Source organism: Microbulbifer agarilyticus (assembly GCF_019800665.1).
GTDB classification, from domain to species: Bacteria; Pseudomonadota; Gammaproteobacteria; order Pseudomonadales; family Cellvibrionaceae; genus Microbulbifer; species Microbulbifer agarilyticus_C.
The window spans coordinates 26,185-41,962 of the sequence record NZ_JAHVKO010000006.1 but is presented as its reverse complement, the minus strand read 5'-3'; the positions used below and the strand labels follow the sequence as shown (position 1 = coordinate 41,962).

Genomic DNA, 15,778 nt, shown 5'->3' with positions numbered 1-15,778 from the left:
GGTACCATGGCAGAAATCTCATCAGGTACCGGCGGCACGCGCAGCAATGACCACTTCCCCACCCACCGCATCAACCTTCACCAGCTCAACACTGCTTGCCCTGTCCCTCGCAGTAGCAACGGGCTCCGCCCATTCCACTGCCGAAGAGCAAGCCACTGGGCTCGAGCAGGTTTCCGTGACCGCCGCGCGGACTCCGCAGCCACTGCTTTCACAACCGGCTTCCGTCAGCATCGTAAACGGGGAAACTCTCAGCGCAATCGGCGCGGTGCATCCCAGCCAAGCCCTGTCCTCGGTACCGGGAATGAACATCAACCGCGGCAATGGTCAGGAAAGCCTGATCGGCCTGCGCTCCCCGGTACTCACCGGTGCCGGTAGCTGTGGCGCTTTTGCGGTCGCCCAGGACGGTATTCCGGTGCGCGGGGCCGGCTTCTGTAACGTTAACCAGCTGTTTGATACGCACTTTGAACAGGCCGGCCGCGTCGAGGTATTGCGCGGCCCGGGCACGGTGCTGTACGGCTCCGACGCACAACACGGAGTGATCAACGTACTGAGTTCGGCCCCGGTGCAGGGTAGCGAATCCACAATTGGTATCGAAGGCGGTGCCAACGACTACCAGCGCCTGCAGCTGACACACAACCGGGGCGATGATCAGGGCGGTACGCGTATCGACTTTACCGGTGCCCGTGACGGCGGCTACAAGGATGACTCCGGCTTTGATCAGCAAAAACTGCAGCTGCGCAATGACCGTCAGTGGCAGGACTGGTCCATATCGGCACTACTCAACCTGAGCAATCTCAATCAGGAAACCGCGGGCTACGTGGTGGGCAAAGATGCCTACAAAGACAACGCGCGCAAACGGGAAAACCCCAACCCGGAAGCCTTCCGCGACAGCCAAGCGGCACGGGCACAGGTAAAGATACAGCGCACCCTGGGCAATGGTGATGAGCTGCAGATCACCCCTTACGCGCGCTACACCGACATGGCCTTCCTCATGCACTTCCTGCCCGGTACACCGCTGGAGGAAAACGGCCAGAAAGGCGTCGGGGTACAGACCTCGCTGCGCCAGCAGATTGATCCGGCGCTGACACTGACCAGTGGTGTGGATCTCGAATACACCGCGGGCTGGCTCAAGCAGACTCAGGACGGCGGCTTCTCGGTATTTCCCGCCGGCAACCACTATGACTACTCGGTGTCCGCAGCGGTCGCGGCCATTTTTGCCCAGGCCGACTGGCAACTGGACGAGCGCACCACCGGTAGTATCGGCGCGCGCGGCGAATACCTGCGCTACGACTACGACAATCACATGATTGGTGGGGACACCCAGGACAATGGCGATATCTGTATCAGCGGATTTACCGGCGCCATTGGCTGCCGATATTCCCGCCCGGACGACCGCGCGGATGACTTCGCCAACCTGTCACTAAACGCCAGCCTGACCCGGCAGCTGGGCGACCAGCTAAGCGGTGTATTGCGCCTGGCAAGCGGCTTCCGCGCGCCACAGGCCACGGAGTTGTACCGCTTGCAGAATGGCCAGACCCGCGCCGACCTGGATTCCGAATCCATCGACAGCCTGGAAGCCGGTATCCGCCACGCCGGAGAAACGCTGCGTTACAGCCTTACCGGGTTTTACATGGAAAAGTCGGACGTGGTGTTCCAGTCATCTGACCGGCTCAATCTGAGCGATGGCGAGAGCCGCCACTATGGCCTGGAATACGAACTGGATTGGCGCCTCAGCGAGGCCTGGAAACTGGCGGCCAGTGGCACCTTTGCCCGTCACCAGTACACCAGTGACCTGAGCGCGCCAGGGTCGGGCCCCATCGCCAGCGACGGCAACGACATCGATACCGCGCCGCGCGCTATGCACAGCCTCAACCTGGCATGGCAACCGGCCGACGCCACCGAGATCGCGCTGCAGTGGCAATACACCGGCGGCTACTTTACCGATATTGGAAACGCCCATCGCTACGACGGTCACCAGCTATTGCACCTGCGCGCGCGGCAGGCATTGAGCGACAGCACATCGGTTGGTTTGCGTATCGAAAACCTGGCGGATGTGGATTATGCGGAGCGCGCCGACTACTCCAGCCTGGGCGGTGGTGACCGCTACTTTATCGGCGAGCCACGCAGCGTCTACGCGGACGTAAAATTCCGCTTCTAACAGAATCAATAATCGCGGTGAGTTTCAGGGCCTGATCACCACAGGCCCGCCGCGGTTGATACCCGGGGCCTTCCAGGTTTCTTCCCAGAACAGCTTCCACTGCATGGGCCAGCTGAGCCCGCAACGCACCTCGCCCTCGGCAAAGCGATAGTCGATACACGGCACGTTGATGGCCGGGTTGCCCACCTCGGTAAACTGCGGCTGCCGGTAGCGGTAGTGATCGATTAGATAGCGCAGGCCGTCGTCGATTTCCCGATAGCGAAAACGCAGCCGCGTCGGCGTATTGGTCACTCCGGTAAAGCCTTCGCCCTCGCGATACCAGTCCACCAGCTGCCCGCGCGCGCCGTAGATACGGGTGGTGGTCAGCAGGCTCTGCTGCTCATCATTGCCATTGAAGGTCGCAATTTCGGTTTCACGCAGCTGGCCGCGGGTGTTGTACCGATAGTTAGTGACCGTGGTCGCCTCGGGGAAGCCATTGTCATCGTTGTCCAGGTCCATTTCCACGCGCAGCAACAGGTCATCGGTGGAATAGCGATAGGTGAAAGTGCGACGGGATTCCACTACACCGTCGGCATCCAGATCGAAGGCCCAGCTTTCCTCGCGCAGCCGCCCGCTGCTCTCATACAGAAATTCATAGGTGTTGATGCGGTCAACCTGGCCATCGTCGTTATCGTCGAAACGCACCGTCTCCCGCAGCAGGCGGGCGCCCGCGCCGTACACATAGAGCACCTGCCGTCGCCGATCGATCACCCCATCCGCGCGAAATTCCACGCCGTCGTCTTCGGTTTCCAGCACCTCGAACGGTTGACCGAGATCGTTATAAAAGTATTCGTAACGCAAGCGGCGCTGCACCAGACCGTCGGCATTCCGATCCGATTCCTCAAGCCGCAAGCGCAGTAATCCGTCATCGTCGTAGAGGCTCTCTATCGCGAAAATCGCGTCGACTACCCCACTAACCGTGAAATCCTGCTCAAACACATACAGGTCGAGATTACTGCCCTCGTCATAAGCAAACACGAAGCGGCGTTGTTCCTCCGGCAGTACTCGGCCATCCTGCTCGATGATTTCAATCAAAAAGCCTTCGTCGTTGTAGAAGCGCTCGGAGGTGTAAAAGAAATTCACTATCCCGTTCTCTTCGAGATCGGTTTCGCGCAATACAAATATCGCCCGCCCCCAGTCGTCATAGGTGTATTCCAGACGTTCGCGCCAGCGGTCCAGCTCATCGGGAAATAGCGAATAGCGAATATCCCGCGGCAGCCCCAAGTCGTTATAGCGCCACAGGATGCGCTGCTCGATGATATCGTCATCGTTAAAGTCGCGGGTTTCATCGAATGGCACCAGCGTCGGGATCAAGATACCCAGGGCGTCGTAGAGATATAACAGCGGCGCATCCAGCGGCAGCTGGTAGCGAATTTCAAACTGGCTTTTTATTGCCGGCAGCGAATCCAGGCCGCGGCGGAAAGGGAAGGCATAGAGGTCGAAATCAAAATTGACGCTGTAGTCGCGCAGGTCGGCATTCCAATCGGTCAGGTCAATACCATTACTCGGGTCCTGGTCGCGGTCGAGGATCAACAAGAACAGCATCATATTGGAGGCCAGGTCCAGTGCATCCACACGCTGGTGATCCTCCAGCGCCGCACGGAACTCCCACTCTTCGGTAAAGGGTAATGTGCCGGCAAGATTAAACGGGCTCATTCTGGGGCGGGCAAGTGCCGCGCCGAGATCGACGCCCCCCAGGGAAAAACGAATGCGTTCCCCCTGCCGGTAACGAAATTGGCCCTTGTCATCGGTGAGGCCGGAGAAACTCGGCGTTTCATAAAACAGGCCTTTGATATCACCGACAAAGATTCCGGTTTTTTCCTCACCAGTATTCGAGGTATTTGCGTTGGTCGCGGTGGGCGTATTCGTGGCACTGGTCGTAGTGGCGCGCGGTGCTTCGCCGGGGCGGGGGGCATTATCGTTGTCGTTGTCGGACCGACACCCGGCAACACAAATGCAAAGAACTAAGGGGATTCCCGCGAGTAAAATCCAGCGGCGAAAATCGACACCCGGTAAAGCGAGCCTGAATGGCACTGGGTACTCCTTGTCGAACTACAACTCAAAAACTCCGTTCGCACCTGAAAAAGTATTGCCGATATCCCCTGTCGCGGCCGCTCCCGTAACGCGGTAATACACCTATTGACGCAAAATGGCCGATATCCTTCGAGCTCACGATGAGCACGCCGCCCCCAAAAAAGAACTTACGTCAGGCAGGCGATAAAAAAAGCCCCCGGCAGCGGCAGCTGGCGGGGGCTTTTTTATTGGGGTGCGTAATGGAAAATTAGATCTTCCAGGACTGCACCTTTTCCAGACCATGCTCGGCAACCCACTGGTTCAACTGTTTCGGGTTGCGTTTTTTCTTCTCGATGGTGGCGTTGGTATATGGGTTGCGGTAGTGACCGGTTTCCAACTTCGGCTCTGCCGGCTTGTTCGTCGCAGGTTTGCGGCCCGCGCGGCGTGGCGTTTCACCATCGCGCTTGAGCGAGCGCGCAACACGTGCTTTCAGGGAGCGCACGTAGTCCGGCGCGTCCTCGTTGTTGAGCTGTCCGACCAGCCAATCCACGATCATTTCGCCACGCGCCGGGAAGAACTCTTCTTCTTCCATATTGTATTCGGCAGCCAGGTTTACCAGCGCCTTATCAAAGGCGATAACGCCCTGTTTTTTGCGTTCGGCCTGAGCCTTCTGCTCCTGCAGCTCCTCGATTTTGGCCTGATGGGCTGCGATTTGTTGTTCGATCTGATCGTAATCTTGAAACATATATATAGAGCCTCGATATATATTGCGCGTAAACGCCTAGCCTAAATGGCGTGTTTTATTTTGTACTGGTGTGCGGCAAGCCGCTTTGACTTGAAACAGCAAATAACGAAGAGTACGAAATAACGGGACAAACCCCATATCCTTCGGTTGTATATTTCCCATTAACGCGGCGACATACCCTGTATTTGCAAACATCCAGTCTTTGCATATACACAAGGCACACCAAATTGCAGTTGGTACGCCACAGGTGTCACGGATCTTCGGCGGTTTGATCCAGCGAATACTGACAGCCAGACCTTCTCGAAATAGCGGCAATTAACCGAAAAATATTAGCACCCGAAAATAATAACCGACTTGCGTCTAATTATTTATTTTACAGGATTAAAATAACCAATCAGGTAAATAGCATTACTAAATCGCAAACCCGAACAACACAAAAGTAATACCGTTTTCCGATATTTCAAGCATGCTTAGGAAATTATTCCCTCACTGACTCTTCGTTACCGGCACCGTAAACCTCAAGCGGCACCTCAGCGAGGGCTGCGCATAATACTGCGTTGATATTCAATAGCCAACCATTGCCCGCTTAATTCGATTTCCTTTTTATATTCGTCGATATGGTTAGTGGGATATTAGCCATAAGTCGCTAAATACTTCGCCACCGCAATTGTCTTCAGACTGCCAAACCACTGTTCTATTCTTTTGCAGAGAGTAGGACTATCGCCATCAGGGGATCGAACACATGCGTAAAATACGGGATATTCACCATATGCCCACTCTTGCGGCACTGATGACGCCGTTCCCCTATCACATCGATATCGACTCCCCCATCGAAGCCGCCGAATCGCTGATGGAGGAACATCAGGTACATCACCTGCCGGTAACCCGCGATGGTGACCTGGAAACCATTATCTCCCGCGGTGATATTGACCGAGTTCAATCACCCGGTCACAGGCTGGAGGAACAGCAGCTTTATGTGCGTGACCTGTGCGCCCGCCGCCCGTATATCGCCGACATCCACGATCCACTAGACAAGATTCTGCTAGCCATGGCAGATACCGGTATCGGCTCGGTACTGGTGATGAAAGAGGGGGAGCTCGCGGGTATTGTTACGGTGACCGATGCCCTGCGTTTTTGCAGTGAGTACCTTACGGACCTGACGCAAAAGCCCGGTGACGACATCGCTTGAAATACGTTTTTATACTGCCACCTACAGCGGCCACACCCACAACAGGGTGGGCACCGCAACGAGCAGCACCAGAATTTCCAGCGGCAAACCCATTGGCCAGTAATCGCCAAATTTAAAACCACCCGGACTCAGAATCAGCGTATTGTTCTGGTGCCCCACCGGTGTCAGGAACGCACACGACGCGCCTATCGCCACTGCCATCAAGAAGCTGTCTGGATTCACATGTAACTGCTCCGCGGCACTGAGCGCAATGGCGCACATCACGGCTGCGGTAGCGGCATTGTTCATAAAGTCCGACAGGGTCATGGTGACCACCAGAATCAACACCAGCGCATACAGCGGATTCTCCTGTGCCAGGTTTTCCAGCATGGTTTTCGCCACCACGTCCGCGGCGCCGGTGGTATCCATGACCTGCGCCACAGCGATTAACGCGCCAAGCAACACCACCACAGAGCCGTCCACCGCCTCGTATGCATTGCGCAGTGGCACCACTTTCAACGCCATAAATGCCAGTACGCAGGTGGCGAAAGAAATCGCCGCGGGCATCAAACCAAAAGCAGCGCCCGCCACCGCCAGTGCCATAGCTACCAGCGCCACGTAGGCTTTTTCCTTGTTCGGCATACTGATATCGCGCTGCGCCAGCGGTACGCAACGCTGTTCGTTGGCGAAGCGCGCCAGGTTTTCCTCACTACCCATCATCAGCAGTGTGTCGCCACTCATCAGTGGTGTGGAGCGCAGGCGTTTTACCGAGCGACGTCCCTGCCGCGACAGGGCCAGCAGGTTGGTCTCGTAGCGCCCGGCCAGGCGCAAATGTTCGGCACTGCGGCCAATCAAATAGGAGTCCGGCAGCACCACCAGTTCGCGCATTACCAGATCGTCCTGCTCCCTGGAGCGTTTATCGTCGCTGTCTTTCTTGGTTTCTTTTTTGCTTTCCTTGCCCTGCGCCGCCTCCAGTTCGCCTTCCGGCGTTTCCGCGGCTTCACCTGTATCGGTTTGTGCGCCATCACCGTTGGACAGTGCCGGCGCGGTGGAAACGGTGGCCTTGGCGGCCACATCCGATTGCGGGTCGGCGCTCAAACTGAGCCCCAGACTGGAGAGCACAGATGACAGGGACGCCGGCTCCGCTTCAATCAAGAGCAGGTCGCCGGCGCGTACCCGCAGCCCCGGCATGGCGGTGGATACCCGCGCATTGTTGTGCACCAGCCCAATCACCTGGGCATCGTCGTCGCCAATCATTTTTACCAGCTCAGCGAGGGACTTTCCGATGGCAGCACTCTTGTCCCCCACCAGGGCTTCGGTGAGGTAGGTGCCGGTATCGAAGGTACTGGCGCCCGCCTGAGTACGGGCCGGCACCAGCCGCCAGCCGATGAGCGCAACGAACACAATGCCGACCAGCGCTACCACCACCCCCACCGGGGTAAAGTCGAACATGCCATAGCCACCGGCGCCGGTGTTCGCACGAAAGCCGGAAACAATCAGGTTCGGGGGAGTGCCGATAAGGGTGGTCATGCCACCGAGAATGGTGCCAAAGGAAAGCGGCATCAGAACCTTGCCCGGTGGCAACTGGTGGCGAACCGCAAGATCGGTGGCAACCGGCATTAGCAGCGCCATCGCCCCGACGTTGTTCATAAACCCGGACATCGCTGCACCCAGTGCGGTCAGCGCGGCGATGGCCATGGTGATTCCCCCGCGTTTGGGTACCACCTTTTGCGCCAGTGCATCCATGGCCCCGGTACTCTGCAGGCCGCGACTCAGAATCAACACACAGGCCACGGTGACCACGGCCGGATGACCAAAGCCGGCAAACGCATCTTCCGGCTCGATCAGCCCGGTGAAAACACAGGCCAGTAACGATGCCAGCGCCACCATATCGTGACGCCACCGCCCCCAGATAAACAGGCCGATGGTGACGACGATGATGCCAAGAATGGTGATCTGGTCGAGGGCCATAGAGGAAGAAGATTCCGCTTCTGATTCGGCCCGAGGAAAATCATTGGGCTATCCACAAACATAGTGGAAAAGCACAACATCTATAGAGAAACCAGGGAAAACCCAGGAAAAGACGGCGACAAAGACGACGAAAAAAGACTGCTGGCTCAGGACTACTGATTAGAGAGCTGCAGCCGCTTCAGACCAAAGCGCTTGGACAGGATGCGGTCACGCAGCCAGCGAGGTAGCCAGCGCGCCATCCACGGCAGTAACCGGCTCTTGTTGCCGATACGCAGTATCGACGCCGGGCGCTTGCGCAACAGCTCCGCGGCCAGACGCTTGGCCAGGTCGCGCGCCAGGGTGGCGTTTTGCTGGGATTCGACGGCGCGGGCGCGCACATGGTCTTCGCTGCGCTTGTACCAAGAATCCGGCGCCAGCAATCCGCGCAGGGAGGTCTCTGCGTGGCGGCCAAATTCGGAGGCGATAGCGCCGGGCTGCACGGTCACCACGCGAATGCCAAACGGCTTTAATTCCAGACGCAGTACATCGGACAGGCTGTGCAGAGCAGACTTGGACGCACAGTAAGCGCCGGAGAAAGGTGTGGCCAACACGCCGGAGACGGAACCAATATTACAGATCACCCCGCTGCGCTGAGACTTGAGCAGCGGCGCACAGGCGCGCGCCAGCGCCATGGGGGCAAATACATTGGTGTGGAACTGGGCTTCCAGGGCGCGGGTATCCAGCTCCAGCAGTGGCCCCATCTGGCCGTAACCGGCATTGTTGACCAGGATATCCAGGCGACCGTAGGCGGTCTTGATGGCGTGCACCACACGATTGATATCCGCCTGGCTGTTTACGTCGAGGGACTCCGTGGCGATTCCCAGATCCGCCAGTTCCAGCAGGCTTTCGGCGCGGCGCGCAGTGGCAATCACGATGGTGCCGCGGGCGTGCAGAGCCAGCGCCAGTTCGCGGCCAATACCACTGGAGCAACCGGTGATCAGCGCGACCCGATCCGGTACCACGTAACCGCGACCGATCTGCGCCAGGCTCTCGGCGGCAAATCCCTGATCGGATGGGCGGAAGCGGTTGGCGGGTAGCTTGCTCACGTGTACTGCTCCAATAGTGCGCTCTGTCTTAGTTGGTTGCTGGTCTCAGTTGGACGATTCTTGGGACGGCTTGAAGTAAGGATTCTGGATCAGGCCAAATACATTGCCGAACGGATCAAGGAAACTGGCCATCAAGATACCGTCCCCGACATCGACAATTTCTCCATGCAGGCGGGCGCCGAGTTCGCTCATGCGCTCAACCTGAGCTGCAATGTCCGTCACACCCCAGTAAGCCACCACGCCGTCAGCGCGACTGATCACATTTCGTGCGCTGGGGTCGAGCCCCAGCTCAAAGCCCCCGACATTGAAACCCACATAGCATTCCGCATCAAAATACGGCTCGGTTTCAAGCAGGGTGGTATACCAGGCCTTGGCTTCCTGCAGATCGGTAACGCCGTAGATAACACTTTGCACCCCAGAAAACTGACTCACCTAAGACCTCCCTCCGGCGATTTGTTTCCGGCATCCAGACGTCTCAAAGGACCGTTGTCGCCGGCGTATTCTTGTTTATTTTTTGGCCAGAAAAAATGCTATTGCAGCTCCTGCTCCAGCTGTTCGAGCAGGTCGAGGGGCTCGATTTCTTCCCCTTCCATTTCGTCGTTCCAGTTGATGCCCACCAGCAGTACGTCCTGGTGCATACCTTCCAGCCAGTCGTCCATAAACTCTTCGAGATCAATGGGCACGACCTTGTAGTTGGACCAGTCATCAGCGATATGCGCTTCGGCGTATTCCCGCAGGGACCAAAACGGCATTACATCGGTGTCGGCACGACGCTCCGATTCGCACAGGGCGAAGCCCTCTTCTCCCTCCAGTGCCCACACACAGCCCTGCTCTACCGCTTCCGGCAGAAAGCGGGCGCAATTTTCCTCAAAGTCGTCTCCGAGAGGTTCCAATTCCATACCGGCTAGCCTTAAAAATGATGCTGGCAGTTTACGCCAGAATGGGGTGGATAAGTAGAAACTTGCGCTGGGATACGATTCTTGTGCGATAGCACACTTAATGAGCAGCACTAAAGTTGCAAGCGATGCCCATTTTCCTTGAGCCAACGCCGCAACTGTTTGTAGTCAGGGCACAAGCTGGCTACCAAAGCCCAGAATTCACGCCCGTGATTGTGGTGTTGCAAATGGCAGACTTCGTGGATCACCAGGTAATCCACCACCGGCTCCGGCGCCAGACACACCAACCAGTTGTACTGGAGTTCGCCGCGAATGGTGCAATGCCCCCACTTGCTGCGCGTGCGTCGTACCTTTATCGAAGTAAATTGCAGCCCGAGCTGGCCAGCAAACTGTTGAGACTTTTGCGTAAGTACCGCCAACGCCTCGCGTTGATACAACTTCTGCAACGCGGCTTGAAGCTGCCCTTCATCGGGTTCCTTTATACGGCTATACAGCTGAATGTAACCATCGCGAATACCGGCATCCGCCGCGCGCGCCGCACGATCCAGTTCGAGGGTTTTGCCCAGCCAGGGAAACTTCGCACCGAAGGCGAAGTGATGTTCGGGCACCTGCGCCTGGCGGTGTTCAAGCCCGCGCAACTGTTCGCGCACCCAGCCGATATTGTCGCGCAGAAACTGGTGACCATGGCGCTCGGCACAGCGCTGTGGAATCCGCACCTCCGGGCCTTTTTCCGTTACCACCAGCCCCAATCGCTTGCGCCGCGGTGAACGCGAGAGGCGGTAGGAAATATCCTCGAAGGTAAACAGATCCCCGGTCACACTAGTTACTTTAAATAGAGATATTTGAATTAGAGATATTTGAATTAGAAGCCGTTAGTGGGCGGGAACCGGCACCACCGCCATGGTAATACGGGAAATACAATTGAGCTTGCCGCGCGCATCGTGAATGCGGATTTCCCACACCTGACTGGTGCGGCCAATATGCACTGCCGTCGCCTTGCCGGTTACCTCACCATCAACCACCGGGCGCAGGTGATTGGCATTGATCTCCTGACCGACGCAGTAAAACTTTGTGGTATCCACCACCATATTTGCGGCCATGGAACCCAGGGTCTCGGCCAGGGCGACGCTGGCACCGCCGTGTAGAATACCAAACGGCTGACGGGTGCGCTCATCCACTGGCATAGTGCCTACGATAAAGTCATCACCGAGCTCGGTGAGCTTCATCCCCAGGTAGGTCGGCATGCTGTTTTCCATGGATTGGTTTGCAGCATCCAGATCAATGTCGCCGTGCCAGATCGCCATATCATCACCTCTCGATATTTCTTCAATTACCGCGAAAAATATCAGTAAAACAGCAGTGGATTGAAAGCACCAAAGCCACCAAAGTGCATCATCTCAGCTTCCAGGTGACGCATTTCCCGCAGCAGGGTGCGACGCTGGCGGCGCAGGGAGCGGGCCTCTTCTTTGGTTTCCGCTTCGTCCAGCGCTTCTTCGATATTGTCTACCTCGCGCTCCGCATCGTGGTAGCGATCGACCAGCGCGTTGTACTGCTTCTCGGCCTGATAGACAGCGAGCCCCCGCTCGTAATTGGCAAGAAACAAATCCGCACTGGGACCGGTACACACGCCTTCATAGTTGCGCCCACGACGCCCTACTACAAAACCATTTTCCGGGGTGCAGTATCTTTCCACCCCCTCTTCATGACCGCGCATCCAGGCCTCAGTATCGGTGCGCACCCCGTACTCGTGACACTTCTGCGCAATTTTGTACACGGTACCCTGGCCTCTGCCACGGGCACCATCTTCGAGGCCGCGCTCGTACCAGAGTCCTGCCTGGCATTCGCTTTCGGAAATTACCGCACAGCCGCTGCCGAGCAGTATCCAGATGGGCAATACGATAAGGGTTATCAGCTTCCAGCTTTTTATTGAGGAGGTCATATGGGGTTCCGCCATTGATACCCGGCCATTCAACACCGTACTCGGTGAACCGGTGCTGAATCAGCCAAAGCGCTTGTCAGCGACAAACGGGTTGGTCTGGCGCTCCTGCCCAAATGTGGACATGGGCCCGTGACCGGGGATGAACTTCACCGCATCGCCCAGCGGCCAGAGCTTTTTGGTAATGGAGTCGATCAGATCCTGATGATTGCTCATGGGGAAGTCGGTGCGGCCGATGGAACCGGCGAACAGTACGTCGCCCACTAAGGCAAGGCCACTGTCGCGGTGGAAGAAGATGACGTGGCCCGGGGTGTGGCCGGGGCAGTGCACGACTTCGAGCACTTCGTCGGCGACGGTGACGGTGTCGCCGTCTTTGAGCCAGCGATCTGGGGTAAAGGTTTCTACCGGCGGGAAGCCATAGGCTTGGGCCTGGGCAACAATTTTTTCGATCCAGAACTGGTCGGCCTCCTGAGGGCCTTCAATCGGCAGCTCGAGCTGGCGCGACAGTGGAGCGGTGCCGCCGACGTGATCGAGGTGGCCGTGGGTCAGGAGGATTTTTTCCAGCTTGAGGCCACGCTCTTCGACAGCGGCGAGGATACGGTCGATGTCGCCACCCGGGTCAACCACGGCGGCGCGCTTGCTTTCATCGCACCACAGCAGGGTACAGTTTTGCTGGAAGGGTGTGACGGGGACCGAGTGAAATTGCAGAGCCATGGGAGTACCTGTTTTATCTTCGGTGGCGATTATAACGCCCGTGGTCTTATCCGGCTAAGGAGGGTTGTGACCCTGACTCTGCATCGGTGGCGGCACCGGCAGCGGGTACTCCCTCGCAAGACACGCCGTGAACCCATCCATAGGGGCTCTTCCGCGAGGTCCCTCTCGCGGAAGGTCTTGCGAGGGAGTACCCGCTACCGGCGCCTTCGATTCTGGCTCTAGTGGTTAAACCACCGCTTCCGATGTTCTTTTTAGCGGGCTCGGGCGGCGTGTTGAGGACTTCTTCAATACCTCTTTCACGTCTTCGACCAGGTTCTTATGCACCAGCGGGTTCTCCCAGTAGCCATCGTGGGAAACCAGTTGCGGGCCCCAGCTGGCAGCGGTCCAGTCGGACAGCGGGCGGGTTTCGAAGTCGCGGTAAACGGCCTGGTTATAGGAGGGGCTGAGGGGCTTCAGGGGCCAGCCGAACAGGTCGTCCGGGTGGTAGAAGTTCTTCCAGCGGAAGTTGTAGCCGCGGGTTTCGGAGGTGACGGCCTGGATCTGGTCGCGGGCCATGCCGGCGGACCACAGGGGGTTGCTGGCGCCCAGGGTGTACCAGTGGCTGAGCGTCTTGCCGCGCAGGAACAGGTCTTTGGCGGAGCCTTTGTGGACGCCCTTGGGGCCACCGTCGCGCCAGATACCGTGACTGATAGTGGGGCGCTGGGCATCCCACAGGTAATTGGACAGGGTGCTGCAACCGATGGAATGGGTAAGCAATATGACCGGGGTCTTGTCGCTGGTGGCTTTGGCGGCGCGCTCGAAGGTCTGGTATATCGCTTGCTGGCTCTTGTCGTAGTTGCCGCCGCGCTGGTGTATATCTGCCAGCTGCGCAGAGGCTTCGGCGAGGCCACACAGCATAAACTTGCGTGCGCGCAGGTAATCCATATCGCGCTTTTGCATGGCGTCGAACACGCGTTCGATGTTTGGCTGCAAGTGCGTATCGCAGAGGATGGTTTCGGTATGAATCCGGGACCATTCGTCGCCCAGTGCCGACTCGAGTGCCTGGAACAGTGGCTCGGCGAAGTCTTCGTTTACGGCCCCCATGCCGGGTGCCGCAAGGATTACTAGATCGGCCATATTCGCTCCCTGTGATTATTCTGGTTTTCTTATTGGATACGAATACTTCTGCGGGGTTACCCGCGCATCCTGAGTGTTGTTTATTTTTGCGCCACTCTTTTTATAACGAACGGTGACGCATTAACCACAAACAGAAAAAACTACCACTGGATGGCCAGAATGGGAAGATTTGCGCCAGAAATGTGCCCTGATCGGCGTTTTTACACGAGATTCCAAAAAATTTGGCGTGTAAGGGAAATAAATGGGAACTGAAACGCCAGAACACCGTCAAAGAATACAGTTCCCCAAATCGCGTTTGCAGTGTCAACGCATGGCGATAGGACTCTCTCATCGTATCTTTGCTTCAAGCCGGCCTTGCGCCGGCTTTTCTTTGTCTGATGACTTCTAACGCTGGGGGATGCTCGAAGCCGAATCAATCAGGCTTCCATTGCGGCATCCTCTGCGCAGTATTGCTGAATAAACTCGTGGTGTGGCGGCAAGGCCTGGACAGCGCGCGCCACCTGGTTACGCAATCCGGTTTGCAGCTGTTGCATCTGCTGCTCGGTCATCATGCGCGTGACCGGATGGTATCGCTGCGGCGTTAACCCCTGGCCCAGCATAACCTGCACCCACGAATCCACTCGGAACAGTTCATCGTTATTCTGATAAGCGTGAGCGCGCTCTGTGAACAGTGCAATGCGCTGGGCGAGGCTATCGGGAATGGCCATCTGCCGGCAGTGATCCCAAAAGGGATCGCCATGGCGCTGGTTAACATGGTAATGCAACACGATGAAATCGCGGATGTCCTCGAGCTCGCGTTGGGTCTGCTTGTTATATTCATCTCGCAATGAGGGCTCTACACCGTCAAACGGGAACAGCTGCATCAGGCGCACCACACCAGTCACGATTAAATGAATACTCGTGCTTTCCAATGGTTCGATAAATCCGCTGGCCAGGCCGAGGGCAATACAGTTGTTCTTCCAGGTTTGCTTTCTTCGCCCGGTCGTAAAGCGAATTACCCGTGGCTCGGTCAGGGCTTCACCGTCCACCCGGTTCAATAAAAGCCCCGCAGCATCTGCATCCGAAAGATAGCTGCTGCAGTACACCAGGCCGTTACCCACACGCGTCTGCAATGGGATCCGCCAGCGCCAGCCGGCAGTCTCGGCAATAGAACGAGTGTAAGGCATTGCCGGTTCCGTAGCCGCGGTTTGCAATGGCACCGCCCGATCACAGGGCAACCAGTGCGACCAATCCTCAAACTCACTGCCCAGGGTTTCGCCAGCGAGCAGACTGCGAAAACCACTACAATCGATAAACAGGTCGCCAGCAATTTCGCGCCCATCATCGAGAATCAGCGCCTCAACATCCCCACTCGCACTATCTTGCCGCACATCGCGAATCAAGCCTTCGATGCGCATTACCCCATGGGCTTCACTGATATCGCGTAAAAACGCAGCGTAGCGTGTGGCATCCAGGTGGTAGGCAAAATTGATATTGGAATTGGCCGAGGTGGCAAATCGGCCGGCTTCTGCAGCCTGATGTTCAAGGCAGAATTCTCCAATATCACTACCAAAGCCCATCTCCCGGCCGCGTAACCAAAAGTGATGAAAATCACACATCCAGGCACTGGTGCCGGTTTTCCCAAAGGAGTGAATATAGCGCTCACCTTCACGCCCCCAATTTTCGAATGCGATCCCCAATTTGGCCGTGGCGCCGGTCGCCCGCAGAAATTCCTGTTCATCAATGCCAAGCAGGTGATGGAAAGTGCGCAATGGCGGGATGGTGGCCTCGCCAACACCCACGGTGCCAATCGCATCAGACTCCACCAGAGTAATTTGTAGCAGGTCACCCAATTTTTTCGACAATGCCGCAGCGGCAATCCAGCCAGCAGTGCCACCGCCAGCAATCACAATACGCTTTACGGTTGTATCAACACGCTTACTGTTTTGTGTATTCAT

General features: G+C 57.2%; 14 protein-coding genes. 2 read left to right on the top strand and 12 right to left on the bottom strand.

What is annotated here, in order from left to right:
• Nucleotides 1-46 precede the first annotated feature (46 nt).
• Nucleotides 47-2,158, top strand: a complete 2,112-nt coding sequence (locus KUV22_RS14830; RefSeq protein WP_222232430.1) for a TonB-dependent receptor — start codon at nt 47-49, stop codon at nt 2,156-2,158.
• Between the two features lie 24 nt (nt 2,159-2,182).
• On the opposite strand, the gene KUV22_RS14825 is transcribed toward KUV22_RS14830, so the two are convergent.
• Complete coding sequence (locus tag KUV22_RS14825; RefSeq protein WP_222232428.1) at nt 2,183-4,231, bottom strand: hypothetical protein; 2,049 nt, start codon at nt 4,229-4,231, stop codon at nt 2,183-2,185.
• Between the two features lie 247 nt (nt 4,232-4,478).
• Complete coding sequence (locus KUV22_RS14820; protein WP_222232426.1) at nt 4,479-4,955, bottom strand: hypothetical protein; 477 nt, start codon at nt 4,953-4,955, stop codon at nt 4,479-4,481.
• A gap of 742 nt (nt 4,956-5,697) precedes the next feature.
• Here KUV22_RS14820 and KUV22_RS14815 point away from each other — a divergent pair.
• A complete protein-coding gene (locus KUV22_RS14815; protein ID WP_224919338.1) occupies nt 5,698-6,144 on the top strand; it encodes a CBS domain-containing protein in 447 nt (148 codons plus the stop codon).
• A 21-nt stretch (nt 6,145-6,165) separates the two neighbouring features.
• Here KUV22_RS14815 and KUV22_RS14810 read toward each other — a convergent pair whose 3' ends face one another.
• The 10 genes from KUV22_RS14810 to KUV22_RS14765 form a co-directional block, all read right to left on the bottom strand.
• A complete protein-coding gene (locus KUV22_RS14810) occupies nt 6,166-8,094 on the bottom strand; it encodes an SLC13 family permease (protein WP_222232424.1) in 1,929 nt (642 codons plus the stop codon).
• 152 nt (nt 8,095-8,246) lie between these two features.
• On the bottom strand, nt 8,247-9,179 hold the full coding sequence (locus tag KUV22_RS14805) for an SDR family oxidoreductase (RefSeq protein WP_222232422.1): 933 nt from the start codon (nt 9,177-9,179) through the stop codon (nt 8,247-8,249).
• 45 nt (nt 9,180-9,224) lie between these two features.
• On the bottom strand, nt 9,225-9,611 hold the full coding sequence (locus KUV22_RS14800) for a VOC family protein (protein ID WP_222232420.1): 387 nt from the start codon (nt 9,609-9,611) through the stop codon (nt 9,225-9,227).
• Nucleotides 9,612-9,709: 98 nt separating this feature from the next.
• A complete protein-coding gene (locus tag KUV22_RS14795) occupies nt 9,710-10,078 on the bottom strand; it encodes a DUF2750 domain-containing protein (protein ID WP_222232418.1) in 369 nt (122 codons plus the stop codon).
• Between the two features lie 110 nt (nt 10,079-10,188).
• Nucleotides 10,189-10,893 carry a M48 family metallopeptidase gene (locus tag KUV22_RS14790; protein ID WP_222232416.1) on the bottom strand — a complete coding sequence of 235 codons (705 nt, stop codon included), beginning with the start codon at nt 10,891-10,893 and terminating at the stop codon, nt 10,189-10,191.
• Between the two features lie 54 nt (nt 10,894-10,947).
• A complete protein-coding gene (locus tag KUV22_RS14785; protein WP_222232414.1) occupies nt 10,948-11,379 on the bottom strand; it encodes a hotdog fold thioesterase in 432 nt (143 codons plus the stop codon).
• A 41-nt stretch (nt 11,380-11,420) separates the two neighbouring features.
• Complete coding sequence (locus KUV22_RS14780; protein ID WP_222232412.1) at nt 11,421-12,014, bottom strand: DUF2799 domain-containing protein; 594 nt, start codon at nt 12,012-12,014, stop codon at nt 11,421-11,423.
• Nucleotides 12,015-12,074: 60 nt separating this feature from the next.
• Complete coding sequence (locus tag KUV22_RS14775) at nt 12,075-12,725, bottom strand: MBL fold metallo-hydrolase (protein ID WP_315857563.1); 651 nt, start codon at nt 12,723-12,725, stop codon at nt 12,075-12,077.
• 225 nt (nt 12,726-12,950) lie between these two features.
• Nucleotides 12,951-13,841 (bottom strand): hypothetical protein, encoded by an 891-nt coding sequence (locus KUV22_RS14770; protein WP_222232410.1) that lies wholly within the window; start codon nt 13,839-13,841, stop codon nt 12,951-12,953.
• Between the two features lie 416 nt (nt 13,842-14,257).
• The gene (locus tag KUV22_RS14765; RefSeq protein ID WP_222232408.1) at nt 14,258-15,778 is read right to left on the bottom strand and encodes a tryptophan halogenase family protein; all 1,521 of its coding nucleotides are present in this window, start codon (nt 15,776-15,778) and stop codon (nt 14,258-14,260) included.

Coding starts and splice junctions, on each gene's coding strand:
- KUV22_RS14770 (WP_222232410.1), bottom strand. CDS start 13,841: ATGGCCGATCTAGTAATCCTTGCGGCACCCGGCATGGGGGCCGTAAAC.
- KUV22_RS14765 (WP_222232408.1), bottom strand. CDS start 15,778: ATGAATACACAAAACAGTAAGCGTGTTGATACAACCGTAAAGCGTATT.
- KUV22_RS14785 (WP_222232414.1), bottom strand. CDS start 11,379: ATGGCGATCTGGCACGGCGACATTGATCTGGATGCTGCAAACCAATCC.
- KUV22_RS14815 (WP_224919338.1), top strand. CDS start 5,698: ATGCGTAAAATACGGGATATTCACCATATGCCCACTCTTGCGGCACTG.
- KUV22_RS14830 (WP_222232430.1), top strand. CDS start 47: ATGACCACTTCCCCACCCACCGCATCAACCTTCACCAGCTCAACACTG.
- KUV22_RS14775 (WP_315857563.1), bottom strand. CDS start 12,725: ATGGCTCTGCAATTTCACTCGGTCCCCGTCACACCCTTCCAGCAAAAC.
- KUV22_RS14820 (WP_222232426.1), bottom strand. CDS start 4,955: ATGTTTCAAGATTACGATCAGATCGAACAACAAATCGCAGCCCATCAG.
- KUV22_RS14780 (WP_222232412.1), bottom strand. CDS start 12,014: ATGACCTCCTCAATAAAAAGCTGGAAGCTGATAACCCTTATCGTATTG.
- KUV22_RS14795 (WP_222232418.1), bottom strand. CDS start 10,078: ATGGAATTGGAACCTCTCGGAGACGACTTTGAGGAAAATTGCGCCCGC.
- KUV22_RS14810 (WP_222232424.1), bottom strand. CDS start 8,094: ATGGCCCTCGACCAGATCACCATTCTTGGCATCATCGTCGTCACCATC.